30 protein-coding genes and 7 pseudogenes are annotated in these 26792 nt (G+C 63.8%); 7 read left to right on the forward strand and 30 right to left on the reverse strand.

What is annotated here, in order from left to right; genetic code table 11:
- Nucleotides 1-202: 202 nt before the first annotated feature.
- Entirely contained in the window at nt 203-826 is a 624-nt protein-coding gene (locus GGR03_RS23135; protein ID WP_246368443.1) for a hypothetical protein, read from the forward strand.
- A 335-nt stretch (nt 827-1161) separates the two neighbouring features.
- On the opposite strand, the gene GGR03_RS23140 is transcribed toward GGR03_RS23135, so the two are convergent.
- The 16 genes and pseudogenes from GGR03_RS23140 to GGR03_RS23205 form a co-directional block, all read right to left on the reverse strand.
- Nucleotides 1162-1599 (reverse strand): CopG family transcriptional regulator, encoded by a 438-nt coding sequence (locus tag GGR03_RS23140; protein WP_183211200.1) that lies wholly within the window; start codon nt 1597-1599, stop codon nt 1162-1164.
- 10 nt (nt 1600-1609) lie between these two features.
- Nucleotides 1610-3595, reverse strand: a complete 1986-nt coding sequence (locus GGR03_RS23145; RefSeq protein WP_183211201.1) for a conjugal transfer protein TraG — start codon at nt 3593-3595, stop codon at nt 1610-1612.
- A gap of 25 nt (nt 3596-3620) precedes the next feature.
- On the reverse strand, nt 3621-5360 hold the full coding sequence (locus tag GGR03_RS23150; protein ID WP_183211202.1) for a relaxase/mobilization nuclease domain-containing protein: 1740 nt from the start codon (nt 5358-5360) through the stop codon (nt 3621-3623).
- Nucleotides 5361-5604: 244 nt separating this feature from the next.
- The gene (locus GGR03_RS23155) at nt 5605-6369 is read right to left on the reverse strand and encodes a lytic transglycosylase domain-containing protein (protein WP_183211203.1); all 765 of its coding nucleotides are present in this window, start codon (nt 6367-6369) and stop codon (nt 5605-5607) included.
- Nucleotides 6370-6372: 3 nt separating this feature from the next.
- Entirely contained in the window at nt 6373-6711 is a 339-nt protein-coding gene (locus GGR03_RS23160) for a DUF736 domain-containing protein (RefSeq protein ID WP_183211204.1), read from the reverse strand.
- Nucleotides 6712-6756: 45 nt separating this feature from the next.
- Nucleotides 6757-7302: a S26 family signal peptidase gene (locus tag GGR03_RS23165; RefSeq protein ID WP_183211205.1), complete on the reverse strand. Its 546-nt coding sequence runs from the start codon at nt 7300-7302 to the stop codon at nt 6757-6759.
- On the reverse strand, nt 7299-7817 hold the full coding sequence (locus GGR03_RS23170) for a DUF2840 domain-containing protein (RefSeq protein WP_183211206.1): 519 nt from the start codon (nt 7815-7817) through the stop codon (nt 7299-7301). The genes GGR03_RS23165 and GGR03_RS23170 overlap by 4 nt, the downstream gene beginning before the upstream one ends.
- Entirely contained in the window at nt 7814-8068 is a 255-nt protein-coding gene (locus GGR03_RS23175; protein ID WP_183211207.1) for a hypothetical protein, read from the reverse strand. The genes GGR03_RS23170 and GGR03_RS23175 overlap by 4 nt, the downstream gene beginning before the upstream one ends.
- On the reverse strand, nt 8065-8703 hold the full coding sequence (gene parA, locus GGR03_RS23180) for a ParA family partition ATPase (RefSeq protein ID WP_183211208.1): 639 nt from the start codon (nt 8701-8703) through the stop codon (nt 8065-8067). Before parA ends, GGR03_RS23175 begins: the two co-directional genes overlap by 4 nt.
- A 208-nt stretch (nt 8704-8911) precedes the next feature.
- Nucleotides 8912-9799 carry a replication initiator protein A gene (locus GGR03_RS23185; RefSeq protein ID WP_183211209.1) on the reverse strand — a complete coding sequence of 296 codons (888 nt, stop codon included), beginning with the start codon at nt 9797-9799 and terminating at the stop codon, nt 8912-8914.
- An 11-nt stretch (nt 9800-9810) separates the two neighbouring features.
- Nucleotides 9811-10095, reverse strand: coding sequence for a helix-turn-helix transcriptional regulator (locus tag GGR03_RS23190; protein WP_183211210.1), 285 nt, complete (start codon nt 10093-10095; stop codon nt 9811-9813).
- 126 nt (nt 10096-10221) lie between these two features.
- Nucleotides 10222-10545 carry a DUF2285 domain-containing protein gene (locus GGR03_RS24525; protein ID WP_246368444.1) on the reverse strand — a complete coding sequence of 108 codons (324 nt, stop codon included), beginning with the start codon at nt 10543-10545 and terminating at the stop codon, nt 10222-10224.
- Entirely contained in the window at nt 10530-10832 is a 303-nt protein-coding gene (locus GGR03_RS24530) for a hypothetical protein (protein WP_246368445.1), read from the reverse strand. The genes GGR03_RS24525 and GGR03_RS24530 overlap by 16 nt, the downstream gene beginning before the upstream one ends.
- Nucleotides 10833-10848: 16 nt before the next feature.
- Nucleotides 10849-10983, reverse strand: a pseudogene (locus GGR03_RS24960) (transcriptional regulator domain-containing protein); the annotation flags it as partial.
- A gap of 119 nt (nt 10984-11102) precedes the next feature.
- Nucleotides 11103-11366, reverse strand: coding sequence for a DUF2285 domain-containing protein (locus GGR03_RS23200; protein WP_183211211.1), 264 nt, complete (start codon nt 11364-11366; stop codon nt 11103-11105).
- Between the two features lie 120 nt (nt 11367-11486).
- The gene (locus GGR03_RS23205) at nt 11487-11729 is read right to left on the reverse strand and encodes a helix-turn-helix domain-containing protein (protein ID WP_183211212.1); all 243 of its coding nucleotides are present in this window, start codon (nt 11727-11729) and stop codon (nt 11487-11489) included.
- Between the two features lie 155 nt (nt 11730-11884).
- On the opposite strand from GGR03_RS23205, the gene GGR03_RS23210 reads away from it, so the two are divergent.
- Nucleotides 11885-12103, forward strand: a complete 219-nt coding sequence (locus tag GGR03_RS23210; RefSeq protein WP_183211213.1) for a helix-turn-helix domain-containing protein — start codon at nt 11885-11887, stop codon at nt 12101-12103.
- A gap of 200 nt (nt 12104-12303) precedes the next feature.
- Here GGR03_RS23210 and GGR03_RS24535 read toward each other — a convergent pair.
- The 10 genes and pseudogenes from GGR03_RS24535 to GGR03_RS23260 form a co-directional block, all read right to left on the reverse strand.
- A pseudogene (locus tag GGR03_RS24535) lies at nt 12304-12580 on the reverse strand (transposase); the annotation flags it as partial.
- A complete protein-coding gene (locus tag GGR03_RS23220) occupies nt 12526-13578 on the reverse strand; it encodes a ParB/RepB/Spo0J family partition protein (RefSeq protein ID WP_425486740.1) in 1053 nt (350 codons plus the stop codon). The pseudogene GGR03_RS24535 and the gene GGR03_RS23220, both read right to left, overlap by 55 nt.
- 172 nt (nt 13579-13750) lie before the next feature.
- A pseudogene (locus GGR03_RS23225) lies at nt 13751-14674 on the reverse strand (DUF932 domain-containing protein); the annotation flags it as partial.
- Nucleotides 14670-15184, reverse strand: a pseudogene (locus GGR03_RS23230) (transposase); the annotation flags it as partial. The pseudogenes GGR03_RS23225 and GGR03_RS23230, both read right to left, overlap by 5 nt.
- 190 nt (nt 15185-15374) lie before the next feature.
- Nucleotides 15375-16040, reverse strand: a complete 666-nt coding sequence (locus tag GGR03_RS23235) for an NrsF family protein (protein WP_246368447.1) — start codon at nt 16038-16040, stop codon at nt 15375-15377.
- Nucleotides 16040-16591: a sigma-70 family RNA polymerase sigma factor gene (locus tag GGR03_RS23240; RefSeq protein ID WP_183211214.1), complete on the reverse strand. Its 552-nt coding sequence runs from the start codon at nt 16589-16591 to the stop codon at nt 16040-16042. Before GGR03_RS23240 ends, GGR03_RS23235 begins: the two co-directional genes overlap by 1 nt.
- A gap of 207 nt (nt 16592-16798) precedes the next feature.
- Nucleotides 16799-17566 (reverse strand): molybdopterin-binding protein, encoded by a 768-nt coding sequence (locus GGR03_RS23245; RefSeq protein ID WP_183211215.1) that lies wholly within the window; start codon nt 17564-17566, stop codon nt 16799-16801.
- A 4-nt stretch (nt 17567-17570) separates the two neighbouring features.
- Nucleotides 17571-18422, reverse strand: a complete 852-nt coding sequence (locus tag GGR03_RS23250) for a cytochrome b/b6 domain-containing protein (RefSeq protein WP_183211216.1) — start codon at nt 18420-18422, stop codon at nt 17571-17573.
- A 71-nt stretch (nt 18423-18493) separates the two neighbouring features.
- On the reverse strand, nt 18494-18814 hold the full coding sequence (locus GGR03_RS23255) for a hypothetical protein (RefSeq protein ID WP_183211217.1): 321 nt from the start codon (nt 18812-18814) through the stop codon (nt 18494-18496).
- Entirely contained in the window at nt 18811-19689 is an 879-nt protein-coding gene (locus GGR03_RS23260) for a DUF1223 domain-containing protein (RefSeq protein WP_183211218.1), read from the reverse strand. Before GGR03_RS23260 ends, GGR03_RS23255 begins: the two co-directional genes overlap by 4 nt.
- A gap of 201 nt (nt 19690-19890) precedes the next feature.
- Here GGR03_RS23260 and GGR03_RS24540 point away from each other — a divergent pair.
- The 3 genes and pseudogenes from GGR03_RS24540 to GGR03_RS24965 form a co-directional block, all read left to right on the forward strand.
- Nucleotides 19891-20438: pseudogene (locus GGR03_RS24540) on the forward strand (transposase); the annotation flags it as partial.
- Nucleotides 20439-20839: 401 nt separating this feature from the next.
- Nucleotides 20840-21382, forward strand: a complete 543-nt coding sequence (locus tag GGR03_RS23270) for a Ros/MucR family transcriptional regulator (protein WP_343058977.1) — start codon at nt 20840-20842, stop codon at nt 21380-21382.
- Between the two features lie 181 nt (nt 21383-21563).
- Nucleotides 21564-21656 (forward strand): annotated as a pseudogene (locus GGR03_RS24965) (integrase core domain-containing protein); the annotation flags it as partial.
- 108 nt (nt 21657-21764) lie between these two features.
- On the opposite strand, the pseudogene GGR03_RS23280 reads toward GGR03_RS24965, so the two are convergent.
- A pseudogene (locus GGR03_RS23280) lies at nt 21765-22013 on the reverse strand (GMC oxidoreductase); the annotation flags it as partial.
- Here GGR03_RS23280 and GGR03_RS23285 point away from each other — a divergent pair.
- Both GGR03_RS23285 and GGR03_RS23290 read left to right on the forward strand, forming a co-directional pair.
- Nucleotides 21960-22310 (forward strand): hypothetical protein, encoded by a 351-nt coding sequence (locus tag GGR03_RS23285; protein WP_246368495.1) that lies wholly within the window; start codon nt 21960-21962, stop codon nt 22308-22310. The pseudogene GGR03_RS23280 and the gene GGR03_RS23285 overlap by 54 nt on opposite strands.
- 13 nt (nt 22311-22323) lie before the next feature.
- Nucleotides 22324-22866 (forward strand): SDR family NAD(P)-dependent oxidoreductase, encoded by a 543-nt coding sequence (locus GGR03_RS23290; protein WP_246368449.1) that lies wholly within the window; start codon nt 22324-22326, stop codon nt 22864-22866.
- On the opposite strand, the gene GGR03_RS23295 is transcribed toward GGR03_RS23290, so the two are convergent.
- Genes GGR03_RS23295 through GGR03_RS23305 form a run of 3 tightly spaced genes read right to left on the reverse strand, consistent with a single transcriptional unit; the run spans nt 22782 to nt 26778 of the window.
- Complete coding sequence (locus tag GGR03_RS23295) at nt 22782-23999, reverse strand: YfcC family protein (RefSeq protein WP_183211220.1); 1218 nt, start codon at nt 23997-23999, stop codon at nt 22782-22784. The two genes, GGR03_RS23290 and GGR03_RS23295, sit on opposite strands and share 85 nt — an antisense overlap.
- 2 nt (nt 24000-24001) lie before the next feature.
- The gene (locus GGR03_RS23300; RefSeq protein WP_183211221.1) at nt 24002-25330 is read right to left on the reverse strand and encodes a BatD family protein; all 1329 of its coding nucleotides are present in this window, start codon (nt 25328-25330) and stop codon (nt 24002-24004) included.
- Nucleotides 25327-26778: a VWA domain-containing protein gene (locus GGR03_RS23305; protein WP_210292272.1), complete on the reverse strand. Its 1452-nt coding sequence runs from the start codon at nt 26776-26778 to the stop codon at nt 25327-25329. The genes GGR03_RS23300 and GGR03_RS23305 overlap by 4 nt, the downstream gene beginning before the upstream one ends.
- Nucleotides 26779-26792: the final 14 nt, after the last annotated feature.

Here is a 26792-nt window from a genome sequence, read left to right on the forward strand (position 1 = left end):
TCGGGGACGAGTAGAAGAGGCAGAAATTATGCTCTGACAACATCCATTATGTGGTCGTCGTACTGTAGCGTACAAAGACAGGGAACCGGCGGGACACATGAATACTTCCTCATGTCGCTGTCGCCTTGGAGAAGGGGGCAGGACAAAACGAAGCTGATTTCGTGTTGCGCCAGCCTTTTGACAACGACATCGGGATGGGCCTTTGAATAGCAGCGCGATCATCGAGGATGCGATCAGCACCCTCGCAAACACCATGAGAATGTATGTCGAAGCGCACATGCGCTTTGGCGATTTGTTCAAGATCGATCCCGAGGAGGCGATCGACAATATCGATAGGGCCTTCGAGATGAAGATGGAGGCCTTCCATACGCTCTATGATGTATCGAAGAAGCTCTTTCCCTATTTCGAGCATGGGGACACCGCTCTGATCATCACGGTTCGAAACGCGATCCATCATCGCGATCACCCGCTGTTTCGAAGCCTTAAGCGACGCCTGCACCTTAATGGAGGTGGAGTGGAACACTGGCTCGGCGCCTCCTTTCTGCTGGCGAGCCACCCCACGCTTCGCGGTGCTCGGGTCCTGATGTCCCATCATGTGAGAATGGACGACATAGACGCGCGCATCGATCCTTCACGCGCATCGCCATATCTCGACACCTTCGTGAGTGGCACGAAGGCAGCCGATCGGTTGAAGTTGATCGACCATCGGCTCGGGTTTCCAGAGATTCGCAAATTTCGCTCGCAGCACCGATATCCTGACGACCGGACCTACCTCGACCTCTTGCCAATTTTTGTCTCGGCTGTGTGCAGGTCTTCAAAGCGATGAAGGTCGCGGGCATCAGGTTCAAAGGATTCGATGCCAGGACGTACCTGATCCCCTTCACGTCAGAACTCGAGATTGACCTCGGCAGTCAGAACTTCAAGCAGCTACGCCTGCGTGGCTTGGGGCCGCTCGATCTCATCCCCATTCCCATCGGGTAAGAATTGGGTGCGCTTGCATATACCTTATCGGTATGCGGACAGTGTCTCGAACGCGCGCCTTCCAAAGCGGACCAGTCCGAGTCGCTTGGCAGGAGATAGTGCTAGCTGTTGCGCGACGCTGCCGTTTGCTGTGGAGGTCGCGGACCGCACGAAGGTCTGAATATCTGACGAAGCAATCTATCAATCGACGGCGTCACGCCCTGGACCAATGTCTTCGGAAATCTCCTGCCGCAGCTTCGGCCCGCTCGCGAGTCGACGACCCAGAGCCGCGATGAACGCCTCATATCGTTCGCCGGCCTTGGCACGAGCGGCCTGAGCGGCAGGCTCGGGCAATGCCGGTGTCGTGGTCAGCCAGAAGCGAACGAAGATGGCCAGCGTCTCGACGGAGATACCGACATCGCGCTCCATGCGGGTCATGCGCCGGTCGAGCTGGTCGAGGCGCTTGGTGATCGCCGCCTCCTGACGCTCGGCAGCGTCGGGTGACAAGAACGATGCGATGCCGGCCTCGGCGACCAGCGAGAGTGAGTGACCGCGTCGCGCTGCGTGCGCAGAGAGGGCTTTCATGACATCGGGCTCGAGATAGACGGACAGCCGCTGCTTCTTCGGGGATTTCGTCATGGCGGCCCTCCTAAAGCTCGATGCCGTCGCCGGGGTCGAGGGAAGCCTGGCGCGCGACCTGCCGCATGTTCTGGTTCATGCGGCTGAGGCGCGCGGCCTCATCATCGGCATCGTCCGCCGGGTCGATCTCGAACTCATTCACGATCGGCGCCACCTTAGCGATCGGCTGCACGCGGCTCAGCTCGGGCTGGCAGCGGCGCTCGGAATCCGTTGTGTCCTCCTCATCTGTGCCGGTTCCGGTCGTGGACGCCAGGATCTCTGGCGAAGGTGGCAACGCCAGCTGACTCCAGTCATCGGACGAGACCGCGTCCGGCTTCGTTGTGGTCGGCGGCGGCATCAACCGTTCCTGAAACCGACGGTCTTCGTAATAGCGCGCCTTCTTGGCCCGGATCGGCGGCGTGCCGGCGACCATGACGATTTCGTCGGAAGGCGGAAGCTGCATGATCTCACCGGGCGTGAGCAGCTGCCGGGCCGTTTCCGAGCGCGACACCATCATGTGGCCGAGCCAGGGCGAAAGCCGGTGGCCGGCATAGTTCTTCATCGCCCGCATCTCGGTCGCGGTGCCCAGCGCATCCGACACGCGCTTGGCGGTCCGCTCGTCGTTGGTCGCGAAACTGACGCGGACATGGCAGTTGTCGAGGATCGAATTGTTAGGCCCATAGGCCTTTTCGATCTGGTTGAGTGACTGGGCGATCAGGAAGCTCTTGAGGCCGTAGCCCGCCATGAACGCGAGCGCAGATTCGAAAAAGTCGAGACGCCCGAGCGCCGGGAATTCGTCCAGCATGAGCAGCAGCCGGTGCCGGCCGCCCTTGGCCTGCAGGTCCTCGGTGAGACGCCGGCCGACCTGATTGAGGATCAGGCGGATCAGCGGCTTTGTGCGGTTGATGTCCGAGGGCGGCACCACGAGGTACAGCGTCGAGGGGTGCTTGCCGCCGACGATATCGGCGATGCGCCAGTCGCATCGCCGGGTCACCTCGGCGACGACGGGATCGCGGTAGAGGCCAAGGAACGACATCGCAGTCGAGAGCACGCCCGAGCGCTCGTTGTCCGATTTGTTCAGGAGCTCGCGCGCGGCGCTGGCGATGACGGGGTGCGGGCCGGCTTCGCCGAGATGCGCGGTCTTCATCATTGCCGCCAGCGTCGACTCGATCGGACGCTTCGGATCAGAGAGGAAGGCGGCGACGCCGGCGAGCGTCTTGTCAGCCTCGGCGTAGAGGACATGGAGGATCGCGCCGACCAGCAGCGCATGACTGGTCTTTTCCCAGTGATTGCGCTTCTCGAGCGATCCTTCCGGATCGACCAAAATATCGGCGATGTTCTGCACGTCGCGGACCTCCCACTCGCCACGGCGCACCTCGAGGAGCGGATTGTAGGCGGCCGACTTCGGATTGGTCGGATCGAACAGCAGCACGCGCCCGTGTCTTGATCGGAAGCCTGCCGTCAGCGTCCAGTTCTCGCCCTTGATGTCATGCACGATCGCCGAGCCCGGCCAGGTCAGCAGCGAGGGCACGACGAGCCCCACGCCCTTGCCGGAACGGGTCGGCGCGAAGCACAGCACATGCTCCGGACCGTCATGGCGAAGATAGTCGCGGTCGAGCTTGCCGAGCACCACGCCGTCGGGACCGAGCAGGCCGGCGGCCTTTACTTCGTCATCCCGCGCCCAGCGTGCCGAACCGTAGGTCTCGACATTCTTCGCCTCGCGCGCCCGCCAGACGGACATGCCGATCGCCACCGCGATCGAGATGAAGCCGCCGGACGCCGCGATATAGGCACCTTCGACGAAGATCGGCGGCGCATAGGCGTCATAGAAGTACCACCACCAGAAGAAGGCCGGCGGATAATAGATCGGCCAGCCGGCAAGTTCGAACCAGGGCGGGCCAAGCTGGGGCTGGAAACCGAGCCGATAGGCCGTCCACTCCGTGGCCGCCCAGGTCGTGAAGAGCACGATCATGAAAACGGTGAGGATCTGGCCCCAGAGGATTTTCGTCGCCGACATGGCGGGGTCCTTTCTTGATTACGGGCTACAGGCCGAGGCCGCGTTTGCGGCCAAAACTCCAATCGACCCCGCCATCGCCGCGAGCGACGCCGGAGACTTGCTGGCCAAGGTGCTTTTCGAGAGACGGCGACCAGGGCACGAGCTGGAAGCCGAGGCCGTCGTCGATCATGGCGAAGCGGCCCGACGCGAGAGCGATGCGCTGCCGATAGGCGCCGGCGACATATTCCCCGGTCCCCGCCTTGGCGAACGCGCGGCCGGTCTCGGCCGCGAGCTTCTCAGCCGTCGCTTCGACCTCGCGCTGACGCAGCGTGTCGATGAGGTTGCGGGAGAAGATGACGCTGCGGCCGTGGCGCTCGGCCAGGCGCTGTACGATCAGATGTTCGGCGCGGCGGTCCATCGCGTCGCGCACCTCAGCGCCGAACCCGCCACCGCCAAGCGCCACCGGCTCGCGGGCGATCGCCTGCCGATCGAGCCAGGTCGCGCCGGTCGCGGTGACCTGGGCGGAGATATCGAGGTCCGAGCGGACGGCAAGCGCGACGCGCCGCTGCCCCCGCGCATCGTCGAACCTGCGCAGCTCGACGATCGAACCCGGCGCACTGTCGCCGGCGGCCTCGATGTCTGGCAGCTTGATGTGGTGGGTTCGGCCATCGACCCCGTCGACAACGGCATAGGCCGTGCCCTTGAGTTCGTCGTCGAGGCCTCGCGTCACAAGCCGGCCGACCACGGGGTCGTTCAGGCTTTCGCCGGCGAGCACATAGCTTGCCGCGCCGCGCTCGATGCCGCGGTCGGTCAGCGCGCGGTGCATGCGCTTGATGATATCGCCACGCTCGCCAAGCTCGCGCAGCGTCGCCTCGGCCTTTTCGGAGATCGTCCATTGGCCGGGACCGATCTCGTCGGCGAGGCCAAGGCCTTCGAGCTTGCGCAGTCGCCCGACCTTCAGCGCGTGGAATTCGTCTGGCTGTCGGTCGGGATGCGGGGCGAGATCGACGACGCCGGTCCTGTAGGCGTCGCGCGCGAGTTGGCGATCGAGATTGGTCCAGCGATCGGACTCGACCTGGCGCTCGATGGTCCGACGGATTTCGTGATCGGTGCGTGGTCCCAGCTCCTGCGTGATGAGATCGCGTGCGCGGTCGCGCATGCCCTCCTTGATGTAGTCGCGCGAGATGACGAGGTTCTCGCCGTCGTCGCGCACGCCGCGCATGATCAGATGGACATGGGGATGCTCGGTGTTCCAGTGATCGACGGCGACCCAGTCGAGCCTCGTGCCGAGATCCTTCTCCATCTGGCCAACGAGCTCGCGGGTGAACCCTTTGAGGTCGGCCATCTCCACCGCGTCGTCGGGCGAGACGATGAAACGGAAATGATGCCGGTCGTCCTCGCACCGCTCCGCGAACGCCTTGGGGTCGGCGTCATCCCCGCCGGGACCGAACAGCCGGGCCTTCTCTCCATCCCGGGTCACGCCTTCGCGACGGAGATAATTGAGGTGGGCGCCGAGCGGCGCGTTGCGTCCGCCCTGGCGCACGACGCGGGCCTTGACGACGGCGCCGCGCGAGCGGGCCGTCAGCAGCCGGTTGGCCTGTACCGCCGCGCGCTGGCCGCGACCAAAACGGGAGCGGTTGCCGGGACCAATCCTTCCTTGCCGGGAGACTGCGCCGCCGGCCTTCTGCGCGGCGGCGAGCGCCTGCGCGATGAAGGGCCGCGCCTGTTGCGCGCGCGTCGAACGGATGCGCCCTGGCCGGATGCGGAAATCGTCCTCGGCGCTCATGGGCGTGGTCCCGCACATCGCGCAAAGCCGAGGAAATTGTTGGGAAAGCGCCGCGCGCGCAGGCTACGCCGATCAGGCGCACCTCGCGAAAACGCGCTATAACCCCTTGAAAAACCACAACCGCACGAGGCCGCACATCGCGGCCCTTTATCCTGCCATCGTGCGGTTGTGGTGACTGCTCTTCCCACTTCTGACGCCAGTTCCACGCCAGAGCCCGAAAATGCAGCCGGGAGTGCGAAGCCCATCATCGCGGCCCCGCGCCGTCGGTTCGCGCCACGAACATGCCGTCCGATCGCGGTGCAGGCCGTGTCGGATCGGCCACGGTCTCTGGCACAGATGGTGCAGCGGCATCGCCGTTGGGCTGCGGCCGATCTGCATGCGGCCTGCTATCGACCTGCACGATGAAGAGCGGCGCACGGGTCCAGGCGAGCGGATCGGCGGTCGCTACCGTGACGGGGGCAGCAAGATCGCCGCCGCCGACGACTGGTGCAAGAGCGGCGACATAGGCGCGCGTTTCGGCCGGCAATTGGCGACCGTTGGCGCGATATTCCTCGTAGCGCCCGGGACCGGCATTGTAGGCCGCCAGAAAGCCCGGCGAGCCGTAGCGATCGTGCATCTCGCGCAGATAGGCCGCGCCCGCCATGATGTTGTCGCGTGGATCATAGGGATCGCCGCCGAGCCCATGTCGGGCGCGCAGATCTGCCCAGGTGGCCGGCATGATCTGCATCAAGCCCATCGCGCCTTTGGGCGAGATCGCGCGCACATCACCGCGACTCTCCACGCGCATGACGGCGCGAATCCACCCCTCTGGGATGCCGAACCGGCGCGCTGCGTCGGCGACATGACCGGCATAGGGATCGCTGGGTGATGCGCGCTCCACCGATGCGTCTTGTGCGGCGGCCGGTACGGTCGGCGACAGGCCGGTAAGCAGGCCGGAAAGGAGAATGAAGGCTGTGCGCCGGACGGTACGAAACCGCCCGACGACAGCGCGATGGCGGCGGGCCGACATCGTTCAGTCCCGCTCGCCGCGCTTGGGCGGGCGGTTCCAGTGCAGACCCCAGGCGGACTTGTCGTCGCCCGACTGGAAGAGGTTGGCGCGGATCGGCTGGCTGAACGTCGGATCGTCGAGTTGCAGCGAGACGTATTCACCGGCCTTCTCGCCGGTGCGTTTCCAGCCGGCGCCGACTTCGGGACCGTCTTCCTCCGATCCGAGATGGACGCGATAGTCGGGCGCGTTTTCAGTGTCGGATTGTTCCGCGGGCACGAGCACTAGCTCGGCGTCGAGAGCGAGCGTTTTGACGCGCCCAGCATAGCCTGACTTTGTGCGGCTGAATTGACCGATCAGGGACATGATTGCCTCCGTGAGTGTGCGGTGAGGTTGGGAATGGGCGTGCCGTCACCGCGTCGGCGCGCGCCAGACGAAGCGGCCGTCACCGTCCTCGTCGGTGTAGAGAGGGATCGCCCGGCCGATCACGGCGGAGGCGGGGAGCGGGCCGAAGTAGCGGCCGTCGAGGCTGTCGCGGACTTCCCAGTTCATCAGGAAGAGTTCGCCCTCCGCGACGACGCGGCAGCCCTGCCACGCGGGCAGCGGATTGCCACGACGATCGCGGTCCAGCGCATCGCCCATCGGCGCGGCGTCGACGGTGATCGCGAGGCCGGTCCTGCAAACCCGTTGGCCAGGAAGCGCCACGACGCGCTTCATCAGGGGGACGCCGCGCGGCAGATAACCGCCCTCGGCGAGGAAGCTTGCGAGCGGCTCGGGCGCGCGCACGGCGACCAGGTCCGTGACGTCGGGGGACCGGTCCGGCTCGATGGCGTAGAGTCCGACCGGTGTGCTGGCCGAGGCGTTCCAGATCAGCTTCGGCGCGAAGGAAACGAGCGAGAGGACGCCGAGCAAAGACACAGCGGCCGTGGTCGTGATGGCGTAGCCGAGCCGACTCATGCGCCAATCTCCCGGCGCAGAAGGAAGGCGCGATGGCGCTGCATCGTGTAGGCGCGCGGCGTCTCGCCGGCGGCAAGGCGGTTGTGGACGTGCCGCCAGTGATCTGGCGCCACCTCGACCGGATCGATGCTGGCCGCCTCGATCGCGTCGATGAGCTGGAGCATGCGCTCTACCTTCGGCCAGCCATCGACGCGCAGCAGAATGTCGCCGCCGGGCGTCACGGTCGGTATCGTCTGGCAGGGTTCGCCGGGGCCGACGGCGCGCAGGATGTCGAGCCGGGAGAGCATCGTGCCGTGCTCGTTCGCGGCCCAGCGCACCAGCGCGAACGTCGTTCCGGGAGGGAAGAAGAGGATGCGACGACGGCGGTCGAGGACCTGTTCGCGGACCTCGCGGCCGAAACGGATCCAGTGTTCGACCTGCTTCTCGATCCAGACGAGTTCGACCTGGGTGAGATCTTCCGGCGACGCGAGAAGCGCGCGGCCGGCGCGCGCGGATGCGGCGGTAAGGCCGGTCATTGGGCGTCTCCTTGGGCTGGTGGGAACTCGCGCTCGAACAGCGCGCGCAGCATGTCGGCGACGGTCTGGCCGCGCTGGAAGGCCGCGATTTTGATCCGGCCGCGCATGTCGGCGGTGACGTCGACGGTCAGCCTGGCCGAGAAGTCGTCGGCGGGCGGCGGTCGTTCCGTCTGGCGATCGGGCGCCTTGATCCAGCTTTCCGGATCGCCGGGCCGGGATGCGAAGCCGCGTTTGGGGGATCGTTCGCTCATGCGCCGATCCTCAAGATTTCGGCCGCGAGCGCGGTGATCTCGCGCGCGCCCTGACAATCCTCGTCCTGCTCGGCGGCGATCCGGCCGGTCTGCACGACATCGGCGAAGACGATGCGCTGGCCGATGGTCGCCGTGAGTAACGGCGGGTCGTGGTCGGCGAGCGTTTCGGCGGTTTCGCGCGCGAGTACGGTCCGGGCCGCGCATCGGTTCAGCACGAACCGCGCCTTGAGTTCCGGCCGATAGATCCGCGCTTCGCTGAGCAGCGTCAGCATCTCGGCCGACGCCCAGCCGTCGAGCGGGGACGGCTGCACCGGGATCAGCACGAGGTCGGCGGCCAGCAGAGCCGAGCGCATCAGACCGGCGACACGCGGGGGCCCGTCGATGACGACGTGGTCCGCGTCACGCGCCAGCTCCGGCGCTTCGCGATGCAGGGTGTCCCGCGCCAGGCCGACGACACCGAAGAGCCTTTGCAATCCCTCCCGGCTGCGTTGCTGCGACCAGTCCAGAGCCGAGCCCTGGGGGTCGGCGTCGATCAGCGTGACGCGCTTGCCGTTGCGGGCCCATTCGCCCGCGAGATGCAGCGCCAGCGTCGTCTTGCCGACACCGCCCTTCTGGTTGAGGAGCGCGACGATCATGACGGTCTCCCGGCGATCAGGGACTCGTCCACACGGCGCGAAAAAGCCGGTTGCGTTAGAAAGATTCCGTAGGAATCTAGGTTAGATAAGTTACGGGGCTCGCAAGCTGCTGATTCAGCGCGAGAAATCGACGATTTCGGTCCCCGATAGCACGAGAGTCCGGTCCCCGATGGCACGATAGTGCCGGTCCCTGATAGCACGAGACTATTCACAGCTTATCCCCAGGGCGAGTTGTCGAGCGGCGACGGCGGCGCGGGATGCCGAGCGCGTCGAGATCGGTCGGTGCGAAGGACAGGATTTCTGGACCGCCGAGGCATTGCTCGATGGTGAGCCGGTAGCCGGGCAGCGGCTGGCGGCGGACGATGTCGCGCAGGTCGTAGGCGAAGTGCTTGAGCGGCGAGAGGCTGCCGGACTTGGCGTGGAGATGCGGGAAGTCGAAGCTCCAGCCGAACTCCTGTTTACCCCCGTGCTTGCGCACCAGCCGGTAGAGCCAGCGCTCCAGGCCACCAGTGAGGTCGAAGTATTTGCGGTCTATCGTCAGCACGAGCGCGTCGTCGAGCACGGCGCCGTAGAACCAGTCGGGGAGGATCAGCTCGAGGCCAAGCGGGCGGCCGCGGTGATCGGCGCGCTCCTTCCATTCGTTGATCCAGGAGAAGCGGTGCATCCGCCGCTCGGTCGGCTGGCGGATTGAGGTCGCCACCGTGGTCGATTGCAATCGATCGAGTGCCGTCTTCAGGCGGTCGTAGTCGCGCAGCGATACGCCGCGGCCGATGAAGTTCAGGATTTCGTATGGTGTGGTCGCCATCAGGCGAGAGGGACGCAAGCCCACATCGCGCGCTTCGACGATCTGCGAGGCCGCCCAGATCAGGACGTCCGCGTCCCAGATCGTCGCCATGCCGTGCTCGGGCACGGCTTCCACGCGGATCTTCAACGAGCCCGCTTTGAAGTCGATCGGCGCCAGGCGCTTCGACTTGGCGAGCGAGAAGAACGGATAGGACATGAGGTCCTGCGCGTCGCGGGGCGCGAGATCGCCGGGCAACGCCCGGAACAGATCGAGCTGCGCGCGCTCATCGTGATGGGTGTGGCGGGACAGCATGGCCGGCCGCCTCAGCGCGGGAAGCGGCCGCCGGCGGTGGCGGGCGAGGCGGTCTGGCGTTTGGCCGGCAGCACGGTGCCGCCGCGCGGGTCGGAGGTCGAGGTGACGAGACCGCGATCCGCCCAGGCCTGGAGGTCATCGACGGAATAGACGACACGGCCACCGAGCTTGCGGTAGATCGGACCGGTCCCGTAGGTCCGGTGCTTTTCAAGGGTGCGTTCGGAAAGGCCGAGGAAGCGCGCCGCCTCCTGCGTTCTCAGGTAGCGTGGCGGCAAATTGGCGGCTTTTTCGGCCATGATCGCACCTCCGTGGTCTCGCGGGCGGCCGCTTCGAATAAGCGGCGGGTTGCGAGCACGGTGGCGCGGAGACGGCGCCTCGGGCAGGAACGAAGTTAGGAGATTATTTTTGATACCTACCGCAGATCAGCGGCGGCGCGGGCGCCGGAGCAGCGTGCGGTAGCCGCCGCGCACGTAGGACAGGCCGTCCCGGGCAAGCCGGGCGATCGTTATCCGAACCGGGTTTTCATCCCACGTCGCAGCATCATGTTTGAGGTTGGGAAAGATCTGCTCGGCGATTCTTCGATAACTCGCGCTCGCCAAGCGAGCGTCGAAAACGCGGAGCATCAGACGTGCCCGGTGACGGCGCTGGGGAGTGAGGCGTGGATCAGGCGGCACATGCTTGCCGAACATTGCATGCCAGAGGCGTTCGACCGCTGTCAGCCGGTCGGGCGTCAATTCATCGAACATGACGAATGCACCGAGGGGCGGGCATCATCGACGTCGACCAGGGTCACGTCGTGGGGGTCGCCCCGCAGCGCCAGCCGGATCAGACCAGCATCATGCTCAATGATGGCGTGGGTGCGCAGATCCTCAACATGGAGGTGGAGATCACCCGCCGGTTTCGGTCCGGCGATGAAGGGGAGTGTCGCTGGATCGGTTTGCGGGGTCCAGAAGATCGGCTGGATGAGCGCGGAGTTGCGAGGGTCGGCGACGAAATCGCAACCCCCATTGTTCGGCGAACTCGCGCGCGACATCCTCGGTCAACCGCCCGATGGCTACCAGCTCCTGATATGATTTTCTGTATTCAGGGTTACGACGCAAGAACTCCCAGGCGAGATCGCCGGGGGTCAACTTGTCGATATAGTCATAGGCGGCTTCATACCGCCAACTTTCATCCTCGGACATCCTCCACCGCCTCTGCGAAAAGTTATTCCAACGCGAGTTGTGCAGTTGAGACGATTCCCGGTTAAGTGAAGCGCGGGAAGAACGAAGTGGCCGCAACGTGATGCGGTTTGCGCATCACCTCAGTGCAGGCGGCCCTGGAGAAGCTCACAGAAGCCGCTGGTGGTCATCCATTTCGCGCGGTCGAGATGACTGGTGTAGATGCGCAGAGCGCGCTCCGGTTCGGTCTTGGCGTCGAGCCCGAAGAGGACTTCGACGACCTCACGCCAATCGGCACTTTCCGCGTCTGCATCAAGCAGCCGGACATAGAGCTTCAGATGCGCCTCGTCATAAGCGGTCAATGCCGCCCCGGCCGGCGGCTGATCAAGAAAATCGACTTTGGTCACAACATCCCCCGATCGCGAGATGTATCCAAACTGGAGTAGATTGTTAACGATGATTTCATCGGAAAGATGAGGCAAGGCCCTGATGCGGGAGGTTGAGCCAACGCCGCGACCTGTCGAACGTCAGGTTTCCTTTTTTGCATCGACGAGCAGCACTCCCTTGCCCTGATCGGAGTTCAGGAAGACAATGCCGGCGCGTTCGAAAGCCCGTCTCACCTCATCGCGCGTGCTCTCGAAGACCTCGAGCCCACTGAGGGATTCGAGGCGCTTGAGCGCGGTCAATGAGACCCGGGCCTTGTCAGCGAGCGTCTCCTGTGTCCAACCCAGCAACGCGCGTGCGGCCCGAAATTGACGGGCGGTGATCATACATGATCACCTCCCACACGGACCTACGCGTACGCCAAAACTACGACTTCTCTATTCGGGGTCAGGCCGCTAGCGCGGCCCGGTCCCACCTCCAAGCGTCACTTACATACTATAGTTGATAAACTAAAAGTATGTAAATCACGATCCTCCTGCGCATGGATATGCGCAAATTGGTCGGCCGGAACTTTGCCCGCCTACGTCGGGAGAAGGGCCTGACTCAGGAAGAGGTCGAGGCGCGTTCCGGGTTCAGCCAACAGTACCTTAGCGGTCTCGAGCGCGGCCGGCGCAACCCGACCGTCATCACACTGTACGAACTGGCTCAGTCCCTCGGCGTCAGCCACGTGGATCTGGTACAGCCCAACGACGAAGTCTGATCGGCACTTCCCGCGAGGTTCATGCTTCTCTTCGTGGTCGGCACAAGGCCGCCACAGGATGGGATCAGAAGAGCCAGCGGAACAATCTATAATGCGACGTCGCCCCGGCATACCGCAGCGGTCAAGTCGTATTCGCGAACTCGCTGCCCCTCGTCCTCTCGCGGGGAGGTGCCTCGATCAGGTTTGCGCCCGACCGAACCTTATGTGGAGGTAGCTGCCGCGTCCGGCCTCTGCCCCCAATCGAATTCCGTGCCATCCACCCACATGCGATGGAGGATGACGCCGATACGTCGAGCCAAAGCTACGATCGCCTTCTTGTGCGCTCGACGTCGTGACACCTGCGCCGGCCCAGGCTTTGAGAGCGGACCATCGCTTCACCCGGGTCAGCAACACCTGCGCGGCCTCGTAAAGGGCGCTTCGCATCATCGCATCTCCCCAGCGCGAAATCCGTCCGGTTCGATCGACTTCGCCGGATTGCTCGGCCTCGGCATAGGTTGCCTCCAGTCCGTCCAATTCGGCCTGAAGGGCGTCGCGCGTGGCCTGTTCCTGCTCGGTGAGAGGGGCTGCTCGCCACGAAGGTCGCGCAGGCCGCAGGTGTGGCCGTAGGGGAAGTCCGGCGCGACATCGATCCACTTCCAGCCTTCGGCGGAGATCGCCTCGGACTGCTCACGCAGCTTCTCGGCCGCCAACATGTCGAGAAGGCCGACATCCTGCAGCCAGCCGCCCTCGTCACCCTGGAACAGGTCGTGCATGATGACGCCGCCAGCTTCGGCGTAGGCTTCCAGCCCGACGAACTGTGCGCGCTTGTCAGCGGCGCGAACCGCGCCCTCGGTGAGCATGCGGCGGATGAGATGCGGTTCCTTGCTATAGCCCTGCGTAAGGCGCTCGAAGACCTGCTCCTGCCGCTCATGATCGCCGTTGACCGTGAACGCCATGAGCTGATCGAGCGTCATGCCGTCGGCGGCATAGATGTCCAGGAGCTTGGGCGAAACCGACGCCAGACGCAGGCGCTGCTTCACGACCGAGACCGAGACGAACTGGTTGGCGGCGATTTCCTCTTCGGACATGCCCTTTTCGCGGAAGGTCAGGAAGGCACGGAACTGGTCCAGCGGATGAAGCGGCGCCCGCTGGATGTTTTCGGCCAGCGAATCCTCCTCAGCCATGCCACCCTTACGCACGACGCAATGGACCGGCGCGTCCTTGGCGAGGCGCTTCTGCTTCACCAGCAGTTCGAGCGCCCGATAGCGGCGTCCGCCGGCAGGGATCTCGAACATGCCGGTCTCGTTGCCGTCCGCATCGCGCACCGGCCGAACCGTGATGCTCTGCAGCAGTGTTCGCCGGGCGATGTCCTCGGCCAGCTCTTCGATCGACACGCCGGCCTTGATCCGCCGGACGTTCGCCTGGGAGATGACGAGCTGGTTGAAGGGGATGTCGCGCGACGACGACAGGGTGATTTTCTTCGCAGCAGTAGCCATGGGAATGTACTCCGCGACGGGCGCCGAGAGACTCTCTCTCAGCCCTAAACCCGTCACGGAGCGAGGCGCCGCCCCCTTCCTCTAAAGGGGGCAGCGCCCCGGAACGGAATTGGGGGCACGCGAAAGCGCAAAGCCGGAGACACGGAAAACCGCATCCCCGGCTTCACGGAAATTAGGCCGCTCGATCGAGCAGCTTCTTGGCCTTGGCCTCCATGTCGAGGCGGGCGTCCTGATGGGGCTTGTCGCGCGCGACGGCGGTGATGCCCTGCACGAAATCGAAGATGCTCTCGGGCGGACGTCCTTCCTCGGCCAGCACCGTGTCAATGATCTTTCCGGTTTCCGCCTTGGAGAAGCCGCGACGACGCAGGAAGTCGGTGCGGTCTTCGTCAGTCCTGGCGACGATCCGCTTGCGGGCCGCCTGGATGCCGTTGACGAAAGGGAGCGGCGAGGAATTGGCGAAGTTCGCCGGCGCTGGCGCTGCCTCATGAGCGAAGCGGTTGGCGGCGTATTTGGAATGGCGGATGGTGATTTCCTCGAAATCTTCCGCGCCCCACAGATTCCGGTTCTGGCATACCGCGCGAAGGTAGAAGCTCGCCATACCGAGGGTCTTGGCGCCGACCTCGGAGTTCCAGCAGTAGAAGCCCCGGAAGTAGAGATCCGGCGAGCCGTCCGGCAGGCGGCCGGCTTCGATCGGATTTAGGTCGTCGACCAGGAACAGGAAGGCGTCGCGATCGGAGGCATAAAGCGTCGTCGTGTTCTTGGTGATGTCGACGCGCGGATTGTAGATGCCGGTCGACCAATCGAGAACGCCCGGGACCTTCCAACGGGTGTCGCCGGTGCCGTTGCCGGCGATGCGCTGTACGGCCTCGACCAGCTCATGGTCGAAGATTCGGCCATAATCCGGGCCAGTGACGGCGCGCAGTTCGACGCGGCCGTTGTCGGTTTCCAGCGTCTTGATCTGCTCCGCCCGATTGGACGTCGGGCCATATTGCAGGTTGATCGCGGCGAGCGGCGCGGGAAGTTGGCGCAGATAGGCTGCCGGCGCGCCGACCAGGCTCGCGAGTTGACCGAAACTCCAATGGGTTGGGGCAATAGGTCCCGTTCGACAGAGCAAAGGCCGAGCGGACATGCGCCAGCAGCACCATGTCGTCGCACTGTCGGCGGCAGGCCGGACGCTCTTTCCAGGCGAAATAGCCGCTCGCACTGACACCAAGGAGCTTGCACAAACGCTGTACGGGAAATTCCTTCTTCGCCGCATCGATGAGACGGAATCTCATCGTTCGGCTGTTCGCTCGGACCAGTGGCGCTTCAGCCTCACTCCCTCCTTGGCGAAAAAAGTCGCGGCCCGCTTCAGGATCTCACGCTCCTGCCGCAGGATCTCGTTCTCGCGCCGCAACCGCTTTAGCTCCGCCGCCAGATCTTCCTGCCGATCAGGTGGGGGCGCTTCCAGATCGCGCTCGCGGCGTTTGTCGAGCCAGCGACGCAGCGTCGAAAGCCCGATGCCAAGATCCTCCGCGATCTCGCGCTGTGTTCGCCCGCTCGTCTCGACCAGACGCACGGCCTCCGCCTCGAATTCCTTGCCGAATCGGCGATGTGGCTTGCCCATGGCATGCTCCTCCTTCCATCAGAAGAGCTCTCCAGTATTGCGAGGCAAGTCCAGTGGGCCGCTCGATCTCGCGCAGGACGCCATTCAGGGCGACCTAGTTACCTCCTTTGTATGTTCTGCAGGCGGGGGCTGCGGCGATGCCACTGATATGACTTCAGAGAGGTCGAAGGTCGAAAGCGTCCGCCTGGGTTCACAGAAACCGCCGGCCAGCGGCATAGCCGCAGGCGGCGACGATGCAGGTGGCGAGCGTGTACCAGGTGGCCACGAACAACGGGCTGTCGTCCGGGCAGTGGGATGCGTAGAAGGCGGCGGCGATCGCACCTGACGCAATGCCCGCCGCAGCGCCGGCAAGCCCAGGATGCGTCGGCATTCCCTGGCGAAGCGCCACGATGAAGCAGAAAAGCGGTCCTATCGCGATCAGCGGAATGAACAGCATACAGTAACGGGCATTCGTGCCGATGAGGCTTGTAGCCCACTCTTCCGGGGGCAGCAACGCGAGTTCGGCACCGACGCCGACAGCGAGCATGGCGCCGATTCCGCCCAGCAGCCAGGGCCACGGCCCAAGCGGCGCGGCCGGGCGACCGATGCGGTCCAGAAGCCCGATCATGGCAATGGCGAGCGGTACGGTGATGATAAACTTGAAAAGAACGCGGGCGGTTCGCGCGGCAAGTTCGAGATCGGGGCGTGGTTGAACCAGGACGAAGAACACGATCGCGGCAATGCCTACCGCGAATGTCACCGCCCTCAGCAGGATCTTCTCGAAACGTCGCCGCCCACGAGCGTCCTTCGACAGCATCTCGATAAGACGATCGGTGCCCGTGGCAGGGCCGCTGGAGCTATCGTTGTCAGACATCATCATTCTCCTCCACGGTAGATGGCGGCCAGGCTTCGGAGCGCCCGATGCAACGCGACACGCACGGCGTTCTCCGTCATCGAGAGCCGCATGGCCGTGTCGCGGACGCTGTATCCGTCCAGCGATACGGATTTGACGATGTCTCTCTGCACCGGCCTGAGATGCGCCATCATCCGGCCGATGTCCTGCAGATCGGTGGAGGTGTCGGACTGTTCGTCCGCAATCGTATCGATGACGTCGTCGATCGGCACATTCACCAGGTGTCCCCGGCGGCGAAGCGCGTCAATAAGCTTGTTGCGCAAGATCACCGAGATCCACGGTCCGATCGGACGGCGAACGTCCCAGGTGCCGCGTTTGAGGTGGATGGCGAGAAGCGCCTCCTGCACGACGTCCTCATGGTCGTGAATGCCCACTCCGAATGCAGCAAGTCGTCTTCGAGCCAGCATCCGCAGATGCGGCGTTACTGCCTCCAGAAAGCGCCGGTAGGCGACTTCGTCACCGTGCAACGCTGCGGCCATCCAGGCGGACCATTCCGTCTCGCGTCGATGCGTCATCGAAAAGCCTCGCCTGCCACTACGCGGCGCGTTCGACATGCGACGATCATGCGAAGGCAGACCGCTTGCCTTTCCGCCATCCGTCGGATCCTTTCGGCTGCCAGACTGCCGGTTGCCATCACATCACGCATCGCAAAGTTCGCTACACATGAACGTCGAGGTCAGCGGAGGGAATGCGCTGACCTGATTTTGAAGACGAGCCGGCAATCAGATGCCCGCGTACCAGTCGTAGCCGATTGCGTCCTCCCAATAGCCACCGCGGCCGCCGCCAATCCCGGCAAGGCTGGAGACGACCTCGATCCGCATCACGAATTTCGCATGTTTGTAGCCAAGCTGCCGCTCGACCCGCAGGCGCAACGGTGCGCCGTGTCCAATGGGAAGGGGTGCTCCGTTCATGGCGTAGGCCAGGATCGTCTGTGGATGGTCCTTGTCGACCAGGTCGATGCTCTCGTAGTACTGCGCACCGTTGAAATCATCCGCGCAGTGGAAGACGACATACCGCGCCTGCGGCCGTAAGCCGGCCTCGTCGAGGAGCCTTGCAAGCGGCACGCCGGTCCATTTGCCTATCGCGCTCCAGCCCTCGACGCAGTCGTGCCGGGTGATCTGGGTCCTGGAGGGCATTGCCATGATCTGGGCCAGAGAGAAGCGGACCGGCCGCTCGACAAGGCCGTCAACGGCAAGCGACCAGTCGACAAAGTTGCGTTCCGCCAGCGCCTGATAGGCCGGGTCTGCAGGCATCGTATTCCCGTTCATCCGAAAGATCGGCGACATTTCCGAATCTTCGAATTCCGGTGCAAGCGCATTCCCGCCCAGCAAGCGCTGCACCCGCCGCGCAAGATTGTCAGCGGAGCCAAGCGCTTCGGTGACACGCTGCGACTGCGCAAGGCCGAAAACGTCGCAACCCGACAGAACCATGGGGGCGGCGCCGACAAGTCCCGCTGTCAGAAATCCGCGACGCGTTGGTGAAAAGACCATCCGATCATTCCTTTGGAAGACGATACCGGCCGGTGACCATCGAACGGAGCTCATTGATGGGTCCGGCAAGTAGGACCATCGCCACATGGACGAGGATGAAGAGCACGAGGAGGACTGCGGCGATGAAGTGGATCGAGCGTGCCGATTGCCGGCCGCCGAACAGATCCAGCAACCACGGCCAGGCGGCGTTCATCGCCGGCGACATCGTCAGACCTGTCAGCACGATGGCGGGCAGGAGCACCAGCAACACGCCGCAATAGGCGAGCTTCTGAAGAACGTTGTAGTGGCGCGCTGCTTCGCCTTTCGGAAAGCGCAACCGGGCGTGTTGCGCCAGATCGTGGAGGATATGAGACGGCGCGATTTCCGCGCGTGGGGGCACGAGGTCCCTCGTCAGATGTCGGCTGGCTAGGCTCCACAAGCCGTAAAGCAGAATGCCACCGGCGAAGATCCACGCAAAGAACAGGTGCCAAAGCCGGGCCAGGGCGAGGTTGTAGCTGGACGGAATCGTCGCCCAGGAGGGAAAGGCGCGGTTGACCGTATTGCCTGAGGGGTTCGTCCAGCGCCCGAGCACGCCCGTCGTATCGACGGTGACGCTGCCGACCCGCAGGTAGCCTCGATCCTCTGCCGCGCCTATCTGGAGCCAGGCATAATCGTGGTTCGCGCCGTATGAACCCCAGTAGAGGCGAGGGTGGGCGTTGAAGATCGTGAGCCCGCTCATCAGCATGATGAAGAGCGCCACGACATTCGTCCAATGCCAGATCCGGGTCGGGAGTCTGTGCCGATAAACGGTGGTTGGCTCACCTGTCTTCAGATGGCCCGGAACAGTCTCGTCGATGTGCAGGCCGGTGTCAGTCATATCCGCCATCCTCTTATGGGAAACACGCCCGGGCCGAAGGCCCGGACGCTGAAGCCCCGTTAGTTCTTCGGCTACGGCTGATCCGGCGCCATGGCATCGGGTGCCATCGCATCATCGGCCTGCATGGCTCCGTCCGGGGCCATAGCCGCATCGGGCTCCATGCTGTCTTCCGGCGCCATCGCGTCGGCCGGCGCCATCTCATCTGGCGCCATGGCATCGGGAGCCATCGCGTCCGGCGCCATTGCGTCCGGTGCCATTGCATCCGGCGCCATTGCGTCTTCGGAATGCGGTGTCATGGCGTCCTGTGCGGATGCGGCCGGCGCGAATGCTGCGCCTACAGCAATCAGAACTGCGCCGAATGGCAGCGCAAGACGGTTTGAGACCTTGGTCATACGTCTACTCCTGGAAGAGGGAAGCCGTGCCCTTCAGGCAGCTTCCGATTGAGCCGGCCATCAGGCGCGGCATGGGAACGGCGTAGCCGTCGGCCTCGGGTTGGCGCGGTCCCGGGCTGTTCAAGGCGTCTGGTCTGCGCTCGGGTAGGGTAGTTGGTTGCCGCCGACAGGATCGGCCCACCGGGCTCTTGAACAAGCACAGCAGTGCGCACCCCTTCCTCGAAGGATGGCGCGGAAAACGACATCGCTTCGCCGAGCCAGCGCCCGACATGTCGGATGCCTGTCATGACGTTCGGAACACCAAGTGTCGTGCCGGCATTCTCGCCGCGCTCGATGTCGACGGTCTGGACTCCGGGTTTGTAGCGGACAACCCAGACGTCAGCACCGGATGCCGGTACCGTACCCAACCCGATCTCGATGAAATTCGCCTGGATATCGATCGAGACCGCGGCGGGCGGCCTGGCGCCTGCCACCATTGCGCGCAGGGCATCGGCCTTGTTGCCGGCGGTGTCACGGGCGCCGTTAACGACCACCTGCGGGGTAAACGGGCCTTCATTCCCAAGACCTTGCGCGTAGTCGCGTTGCCGTCTCGTAAAGGCCTCGGAGCCGAACGTGTGCTTCCAGCCGAGACGATCCCAGTAGGTTACGCTGAAGCTCAGCGGCAGGAGATCGGGTTCTTTCTGCAACTCCATCACGTTGCGGTTTGCCGGTGGAACCGAACTGCACCCCTGGCTCGTGAAAAGTTCGACAACCGTGACAGGCCGGCTTGCGGCAGCAGACGGATGGGTCAGCGTCGCGGTAGTCAACAAGGATGCCAATACGAAACTCACCGGCTTGGCGAGATGAATACGATTTCTCATGGCTGATGGGGTCATCGAAAGTCTCCCGGAAATCGGGCCATCACCGAGGGTGATAGCCGTGTCTATGGGGGACTACGCAAGGCCATATCGAAGCATTACACTGCGCAGCGAACTATTTTAACTTTCTCTATTCATGTGACGTGCCTCCCGGAATTCGGACCGTTCTGAGTTGGATTTTTCCATTTATGATCCCGGGATCGGAACGAGGAGAATTCCATGAAGAAGTCGAAGTTCACCGAGGCGCAGATCGCGTTCGTTCTGAAGCAGGCCGATGAGGGCACGGCGGTGGCGGAGGTCTGCCGCAAGGCCGGGATTTCGGATGCCACCTTCTACAATTGGCGCAAGCGCTACGGCGGAATGATGCCGTCGGAGGTGAAGAAGCTGCGCCAGCTCGAGGAGGAGAACGGCAAGCTGAAGCGGCTGGTGGCGGACCTGTCTCTCGACAAGGCGATGTTGCAGGACGTGCTGCAAAAAAAGCTCTGAGGCCTGCTCGTCGGCGCCGGCTGGTGGACGAGGTTCGAGCGTACTGGAAGGTGTCGGTCAGGCGGGCCTGCTCTGCCCTGAAGATCGATCGCTCGCTCTACACCTACCGATCCCGGCGCGGCGATCAGGCCGCTCTCATGAAGCGTATCCGGGAGATCACCGAGACGCGGGTGCGCTATGGCTATCGCCGCGTCCACGTCCTGCTGCGGCGGGAGGGCTGGCCGGTGAACCCAAAACGAATCTACAGGCTTTACGAGATGGGCGCCGCGCTTCGCCACCGCATGGAACTCCTCTACGGCGCTGGGGGAACTTGAAGTGCTGCAGCACGGCGTTTACCGGCGAGACATCGCGCCGGATCGCCACATGAGGTTCGCGCACGCGGCGTCCTTGCGCAACAGCGGCGCAAACCGCCGGGGTCAATCAACTGTACCTGGGCCGGTTCGGCGAGAGTCTTTTGAGCCGCCATTCCGATGGTCTTGCCGTTTCAGAACCAGATGCGAAGGCCCTTGCCCACCTGTTGGGGGTCAGCCTCAGAAGTGTGCCCTGCATCTTCGCCGCAACCGGGTGGTGAAATGAGAATGCGTGACTTGCTTCTTGTGATGTGTGTCTACGGTTGTGCGCGGGGGTATGTTAAAGGTTGGTTATTCAGATTCTTCGGACGACAACAAGGATGGCGAGAAGCATGAACATGACCGGCAGGAATGTGCAAAAGGGATTCGATGAGGCGGTGGCGGATGGGAACATTTCGATCGAGCTGGCCGCAAGGATCGTGGCAGCTTTTGTTTCGCAAAATTCGCTGCCCGCCGCGGGCGTTCCTGATCTAATTGCCACAGTTCAGAGCGCTTTGGCGGATTTGGGGCACTCAACCTTATCTGAGGTCGAGACGCTTGTTCCGGCTGTCTCCATCCGGAAGTCAATAAAGGGCGAACAGATCTTCTGCATGGATTGCGGAAAGCCACATGCTTCGCTGAAACGACATCTCGGGAAAGCCCATGGCCTTGATCCCGCAGAGTATCGTGAGAAATGGGGCCTTCGTCCGGATTACCCAATGGTTGCACCAGCGTACTCGGCACGACGGTCTGCTCTGGCGAAGCAACTCGGGCTGGGACGCAGACCCAACGCCCCTGCTGCTTCTGAGGCTAGCTCGAAAGTCGAAACGACGAGCAGTCCTTCCAAGGAAAAGAAGGCGCGGCCAGCCCCCCGTCGGAAAGTGGCCAAGTCGTAGAGACATTTCCCCAACGGCCAGGGGCGGATAAGTAGCCAAGCCCGGCATGCCGTGACGCTGCACCTACTAAGACCCGACACCACCTCCTTAGTGCCGAAGCTCCGACGGATTGCAGCCGGTGCTGACGGATCTCACGGCACGACCGGAGAGGCGTCCACTAGCACTACTTTGGCAGTATTTCGCCGAGGCCCGGATCCTCATCAAGAGCTGGCGCCGCCATTACAACAACGTGCGTCGGCGCTCCTCGATCGGCAAGATGCCAGCGGTGCTGGAAGTCTATCTTTCGGCCTTTGCTTCAGTGTAAACCGTTCAGTTACCATCTGCTAGCAATCCACTGAAAGTCTAACCGGATTCGTCGGTGGGGCCGATCACTATAGTCTGCTCAAGATTCTATGTTCATGGTCCGTGCGAAGGTCTCGGCGATCACGAGAACGGCAGCGTGAATCGGCCCGGCGGTTAGGCTGGGCATGATCGATGCGTCCACGACAAAGAGATTGTCGAGCGCTTTGAGCCGCAGATCGGCGTCGACGACGGCGCCCGCGTCCTTGCCCATCCGGCAGGTGCCGCAGGGATGATGGTGCGTGATGACCGACTGCGCGATGAAGTCGTCGATCTCGGCTGCACTGTTCGCGAGGAGATCGCCTCGCCGACGACCACAGCGTTCAGGACGCCCCAGGGCATCGACGAGGCAGTCCTTCGGCGCGAGGTGCGTTCGCGCTATGGCGTCGTCTTCTCGTCGGGCCGGGGCGAGACGCTCGGCAAGCTGACGCGCATCGGGCACATGGGCCCGACGGCCCAGCCGATCTACGCCGTCGCCGCGCTCGCAGCCCTTGGCGGGTCGCTCGACGCGGCTGGTGTGAAGACAGATACAGCGGCCGGCGTCGCGGCCGCCATCGCCGAAATCAACGCAGATGAACCAGTCGGGTAACAGGGGATCCAGGATGAGCGGAAGACTTTCAGGGCGCACGGCGCTGGTCAAGGGCGCGGCACAGGGCATCGGCAAGGCGATCGCCGCAAGGCTGGCGGCCGATGGCGCGACGGTCGTGGTGAGCGATATCAATGCCGAAGGCGCAGCCGCCGCGGCCGCGTCGATCGGCAATGGGGCGTTCGCGATCGCCGCGGACATTTCGGACCCCGATGCCGTCGCATCCATGTTCGCGCAGATCGACAGCAGGACCGGTGGCGTCGATGTCCTCGTCAACAACGCCGCCATCGTGCCCTTCGTGGCATGGGACGACGTGGACCTTGCCCACTGGCGCAAGATCATCGACGTCAACCTGACCGGAACGTTCATCGTCACGCGCGCCGCGACGGACCAGATGCGCGCGAAGAAGAAGGCCGGGCGGGTGATCTCCATCGCATCCAACACCTTCTTCGCCGGCACGCCCAACATGGCCGCCTATGTGGACAGCGGCGCCAGGATCGGCATGGTCAGTACGGCCAAGCCCGAAGATGAGGGAACGAGGAACGACAGGATCATTTGAAAGAAGAGCATCGTGTTGATGAAGAGCACGTTGCCGAGCCCTGCTAGCGAGCCTGCCAGCGTATGCAGGATCGTGTCGGTGATCTTACCCGCGTCCATGACGACGACGATGCCGCGGGCCACGCCTATGATGAGGGCGACACCGAGCAGATCCCGCGCGCCGTTGAGAAAAGTGTCAACGAAGGCATGCTCATCCATCCGCGTGCTGTCGTCGATCTTGCCGACAAGCCAGGTGAGGATCGCCATTCCGAGGAACAGCGCAGACATTTCGCCCATCCACCAGTCCAGGGCGACGACGCCGTAAAGCATCGTCACGAAAGTCAGCCCGAACAGGGCCAGGATAATGCCGCGAGCGCGATTGAGTTCGGGCAGCGCCGCGCCCTTCCCGGCGCCCTTGAGGAAATGTCCGATGTTCTCCTCGCGCTGGGCGGCGACGATGGACGATTCGGGGTCGTCTCTCACACGCATCGCATAGCGCATCACGAACAGGATGCCCGCGGCCAGGCAAACAGTCAGGATGAAGACGCGCAGCAGCAGTCCCTCGGTGAAAGGCACGCCGGCAGCGTTCGAGGCAATGACGGTGGCAAAGGCGTTGAAGGTCGAGCCGAGCGTGCCGATCCCGGCGCCGAGCATGATCACCGCCACGCCCGTGAGAGCATCGTAGCCCGCGCGGATGAACACCGGCAGCACGATCGTATAGAAGGCGAGACTTTCCTCCGCCATGCCGTAACTGGTGCCGCCGGCAGCGAAGGCCGTCATGAGGATGGGGACCATCCAGATCTCGCGACCCTTTAGGGCGTTGAGCAGCGCGCCGATGCGAGCATCGATAGCCCCGGTCTTGGTGACGACGCCAAGAAAGCCGCCGATAACCAGCACGAAGACCGCAATGTCCACGGCATTGGCGGTCTTGGTGGCCGGGTCGTAAAGGCCGCCAATCGGCGCCATCAGGATGGCTAGCAGGCCCTGTGGGCTAGGCTCGACCTCTTTATACGTGCCTGCCACCGGGGCTTCGTGCCCGATCGCCTCGTTGTATGCGCGGTCGAATTGACCAGCCGGAATAACCCAGGTCAGGGCGGCCACGACCGCGATAAGGATGAACAGGATCGTAAAGGCGGTCGGAAATTTTTTGGCCATGGCTATGCCTCCCCGAAAGAAACGGGAGCATCCGCAGGATGCGTAGCTTGGGCAACAGCCGGGGCAGTTCCCGGATTGAGGGGCGGAAGCAAATAAACGCCGTTGCCGACAGGCGCAGCCAAGGCCCGCCTCACCGCTTCACTTACGGCTCGCCAGTCGCTGGACCGAGGTCTCCCTTTGGTTTGACCGTAGATCGATCGGCCGATTCCCGTCAGAGCCTGATGGACGGGGGCGAGCCGCGCCGCCTCCGTGACCGGCGGGCGTGAGGCCCATTCATCGACCGCGCGCAATGTCGCAGGATAGTCGTGCCTGTGAATGGCCTTCAACATCACGCTTTGCGCCCAGGCCTTGCTGGCAAGGCGACGGGCACGCCTGAGATGATATGCGGACGCTGCCCGGGGCCAGGCCCACCGGATCAGGAGCGCGAGCACTGCAAGTCCGACAAGGGCCGCAAGCCCGGCAGCCGCCAACATCAGCGTCGAGCGTTCGGGAGCCGGCCTCGAGGCAGGCGGCCCCTCGACGGATATGTCGAAGCCGTCGAGCGTGGCCATTTCGATCGCGCCCGACTTCAGGTTGAACCAGCGCAGCTCGATTCCAGACACATGGCCCGCAGAGCCTCCTTCTGCCATCAGGGTGACGGTCTCGGTCCGCGTCCCTGAAAGGACGCTGCGATCGTCCACTTCGCTGACCGACGGCTCATCGGGGTAGACGGCGATCCCGTCGATCCGGACTTCGGGCATCAGTTGGGGAAGCACGATCGGCGATGCGCCAACGATTTGCGCCGTCACGGTCCGCTTGACGCTCTGCCCCGGCTGCAGGACGGTCGTAGGTTGTGTCACCTCCTGCGTCAGCTCCAGGCTGTCTGCCGCAATGAAGGGGGCAAGACCCTCGGCGCCTTGCGGCACGATGCCCGTGATCCTGACGGGTTGCGTTTGCAGAATCGCCTGAGCGACGTCGGAACTTCCGGGAATGGCGTATGTGACGACGATATTCTGGGCAGGAATGTCAAACCTTCCCGCCAGCATGGGCGAAATCAGGTAGCTCCGGCTCACTCCCGACCATTCCGTGCCGTCGATTGTGCGGCTCGTCGGATTGGTCGACCGCTCCGGCAGGCGCACCCGCATGTTGGGCGTCTCCATGGAGGGAAATTCCACCGGACGCGGCAGCCAGGTCGGCACGAGGACCCTCACGCGAAGCGTCGCGTACTGGCCCGGCACTACTTCCGACTTGTCCAACTCGGTTTCGACAATTGGCTGCTGGTCCAGCTGCTGCGCGCGAACAGCGCCGACCGACATCGCAATCGAAATGATGATGCAAAAGAGCAGCCTCATTGTCTTGTCGCGTCCTCGATTGCGAAGCGCTGGCGCAGAAAGTCGCCGGGATCGGTGTCGACCGTGTTCATCCACTGGTCGGCAGTCAGCAGTTCGCCTTCGTCTCCGCTCTGGATCTGGGTATCGGCCCCGCGTGCATCCTCATTGTCCAGGACGATGTCGTCAGCGCCCTCGCCGGATTCTTCGCCAGTATCGGACTGCTCCCGGCTTGTTTCGACGTAGTCGAGGATCTCCTTGGCGGTCTCGAGATTTTCGGCCGCACCAGGGAAATTCGGGTCCCGCTCGAGAGCGGTTTCGAAAGCGGCGATCCCTTCCCGGTATTCGCGCCCCCTTAGATGCGCCATCCCTGCGTGGAAGGCGGCATCCGCCGTGTCCAGACGGGCGAATACTTTCGCGGCCTCGCTATACTGGCCGTCCCGGTAGAGCGCCTCGCCCTTCCACATCGGATCGGCGAACAGTTCCGCTGCGCGATCGTAATCCTTGCGCTGATAAGCCAGGCGGCCTTGCTGGTCCAAAGTCAGGAACCAGTCTGCGATGCCTTCGGCATGAGCGGGCGGGGACGGCATCATGCCAATGCAAAGCGCAAGCAGGAACGACCAGCGCATCGTCCAGCCGTGGCGAAACCAGAGGAGACCAAGCAACGCGGCCGGCCAGCCGAGCATCCACCCGCGATCGTCCCAGGGCTGGCTCCCCTCCTCGGTCAAGGCGCGCTCATAGGCGGCATTCAGCGTGCCTTCGAGCGTGTGCACATCGTCGTCATCCGGAGTGACGCGGACAACTGGGATGCTGAGGCGGTCCATGCCCTGGTCGTTCACGCCCTCCGGCAGCATGGCGAGCAGCGCGAGGCTGGTGCCCTCTATATTGCCGAGTGCGTTGACATCGGCCGTGTCGACGGAATCGGCCACGAACAATATTCCTCCGAGCGAATTCTCCTTGGCGAGTGTGCTGCGGGCGAGTTCGAGAGCCGCTGCCGCATCGGCGCCGTCCTTCGGCATGACGTCGGGTGTCAGGCCTTGGAGGTAAGGCCGCACGACGCCCGGATCTTCGGTCATGGGCACCACCGAATGCGCCGAGCCGGCATAGGCGATCAGGGCGGTGCGCCCGCCGGCCCGCAATTCTAGGAGATCGCGGATCTTCTGCTTCGCCCGTTCCAGCCGAGTAGGGGCCAGGTCGTCATCCGTCATGGACGAAGTGACTTTCAGCGCAACCACAAGGGGAGCGGTCTGCGCAACAAAGGGGTCGGGCATGCGCGACCAGGTCGGCCCGGCGGCTCCGAGCGCCGCGAGCATCAGACCCAGCGCCACTCCGTCGATTGGCAGCACATGGCCCTTGCGCCTGCCGCCGACTGTCAGCGCCTTGCGCAGATGCGAAGCGATCCCTTCCGTCTCCTGCACGGGACGCGACGCGCGATGCCGCACGAAGAACCAGATCAATCCGATCACCGGCACCAGCAGGAGCCCAG

Origin of the sequence: Aurantimonas endophytica (genome assembly GCF_014196845.1) — a bacterium.
Classification (GTDB): domain Bacteria; phylum Pseudomonadota; class Alphaproteobacteria; order Rhizobiales; family Rhizobiaceae; genus Aurantimonas; species Aurantimonas endophytica.

Bases quoted from the DNA above. Each gene is read 5' to 3' on its own strand.
- GGR03_RS23140 (WP_183211200.1), bottom strand. From the start codon at position 1,599: ATGACGAAATCCCCGAAGAAGCAGCGGCTGTCCGTCTATCTCGAGCCC.
- GGR03_RS23145 (WP_183211201.1), bottom strand. From the start codon at position 3,595: ATGTCGGCGACGAAAATCCTCTGGGGCCAGATCCTCACCGTTTTCATG.
- GGR03_RS23150 (WP_183211202.1), bottom strand. From the start codon at position 5,360: ATGAGCGCCGAGGACGATTTCCGCATCCGGCCAGGGCGCATCCGTTCG.
- GGR03_RS23155 (WP_183211203.1), bottom strand. From the start codon at position 6,369: ATGTCGGCCCGCCGCCATCGCGCTGTCGTCGGGCGGTTTCGTACCGTC.
- GGR03_RS23160 (WP_183211204.1), bottom strand. From the start codon at position 6,711: ATGTCCCTGATCGGTCAATTCAGCCGCACAAAGTCAGGCTATGCTGGG.
- GGR03_RS23165 (WP_183211205.1), bottom strand. From the start codon at position 7,302: ATGAGTCGGCTCGGCTACGCCATCACGACCACGGCCGCTGTGTCTTTG.
- GGR03_RS23170 (WP_183211206.1), bottom strand. From the start codon at position 7,817: ATGACCGGCCTTACCGCCGCATCCGCGCGCGCCGGCCGCGCGCTTCTC.
- GGR03_RS23175 (WP_183211207.1), bottom strand. From the start codon at position 8,068: ATGAGCGAACGATCCCCCAAACGCGGCTTCGCATCCCGGCCCGGCGAT.
- parA (WP_183211208.1), bottom strand. From the start codon at position 8,703: ATGATCGTCGCGCTCCTCAACCAGAAGGGCGGTGTCGGCAAGACGACG.
- GGR03_RS23185 (WP_183211209.1), bottom strand. From the start codon at position 9,799: ATGCTGTCCCGCCACACCCATCACGATGAGCGCGCGCAGCTCGATCTG.
- GGR03_RS23190 (WP_183211210.1), bottom strand. From the start codon at position 10,095: ATGGCCGAAAAAGCCGCCAATTTGCCGCCACGCTACCTGAGAACGCAG.
- GGR03_RS24525 (WP_246368444.1), bottom strand. From the start codon at position 10,545: ATGTTCGATGAATTGACGCCCGACCGGCTGACAGCGGTCGAACGCCTC.
- GGR03_RS24530 (WP_246368445.1), bottom strand. From the start codon at position 10,832: ATGTCGCGCGCGAGTTCGCCGAACAATGGGGGTTGCGATTTCGTCGCC.
- GGR03_RS23205 (WP_183211212.1), bottom strand. From the start codon at position 11,729: ATGATCACCGCCCGTCAATTTCGGGCCGCACGCGCGTTGCTGGGTTGG.
- GGR03_RS23210 (WP_183211213.1), top strand. From the start codon at position 11,885: ATGGATATGCGCAAATTGGTCGGCCGGAACTTTGCCCGCCTACGTCGG.
- GGR03_RS23220 (WP_425486740.1), bottom strand. From the start codon at position 13,578: ATGGCTACTGCTGCGAAGAAAATCACCCTGTCGTCGTCGCGCGACATC.
- GGR03_RS23235 (WP_246368447.1), bottom strand. From the start codon at position 16,040: ATGATGTCTGACAACGATAGCTCCAGCGGCCCTGCCACGGGCACCGAT.
- GGR03_RS23240 (WP_183211214.1), bottom strand. From the start codon at position 16,591: ATGACGCATCGACGCGAGACGGAATGGTCCGCCTGGATGGCCGCAGCG.
- GGR03_RS23245 (WP_183211215.1), bottom strand. From the start codon at position 17,566: ATGGTCTTTTCACCAACGCGTCGCGGATTTCTGACAGCGGGACTTGTC.
- GGR03_RS23250 (WP_183211216.1), bottom strand. From the start codon at position 18,422: ATGACTGACACCGGCCTGCACATCGACGAGACTGTTCCGGGCCATCTG.
- GGR03_RS23255 (WP_183211217.1), bottom strand. From the start codon at position 18,814: ATGACCAAGGTCTCAAACCGTCTTGCGCTGCCATTCGGCGCAGTTCTG.
- GGR03_RS23260 (WP_183211218.1), bottom strand. From the start codon at position 19,689: ATGACCCCATCAGCCATGAGAAATCGTATTCATCTCGCCAAGCCGGTG.
- GGR03_RS23270 (WP_343058977.1), top strand. From the start codon at position 20,840: ATGAACATGACCGGCAGGAATGTGCAAAAGGGATTCGATGAGGCGGTG.
- GGR03_RS23290 (WP_246368449.1), top strand. From the start codon at position 22,324: ATGAGCGGAAGACTTTCAGGGCGCACGGCGCTGGTCAAGGGCGCGGCA.
- GGR03_RS23295 (WP_183211220.1), bottom strand. From the start codon at position 23,999: ATGGCCAAAAAATTTCCGACCGCCTTTACGATCCTGTTCATCCTTATC.
- GGR03_RS23300 (WP_183211221.1), bottom strand. From the start codon at position 25,330: ATGAGGCTGCTCTTTTGCATCATCATTTCGATTGCGATGTCGGTCGGC.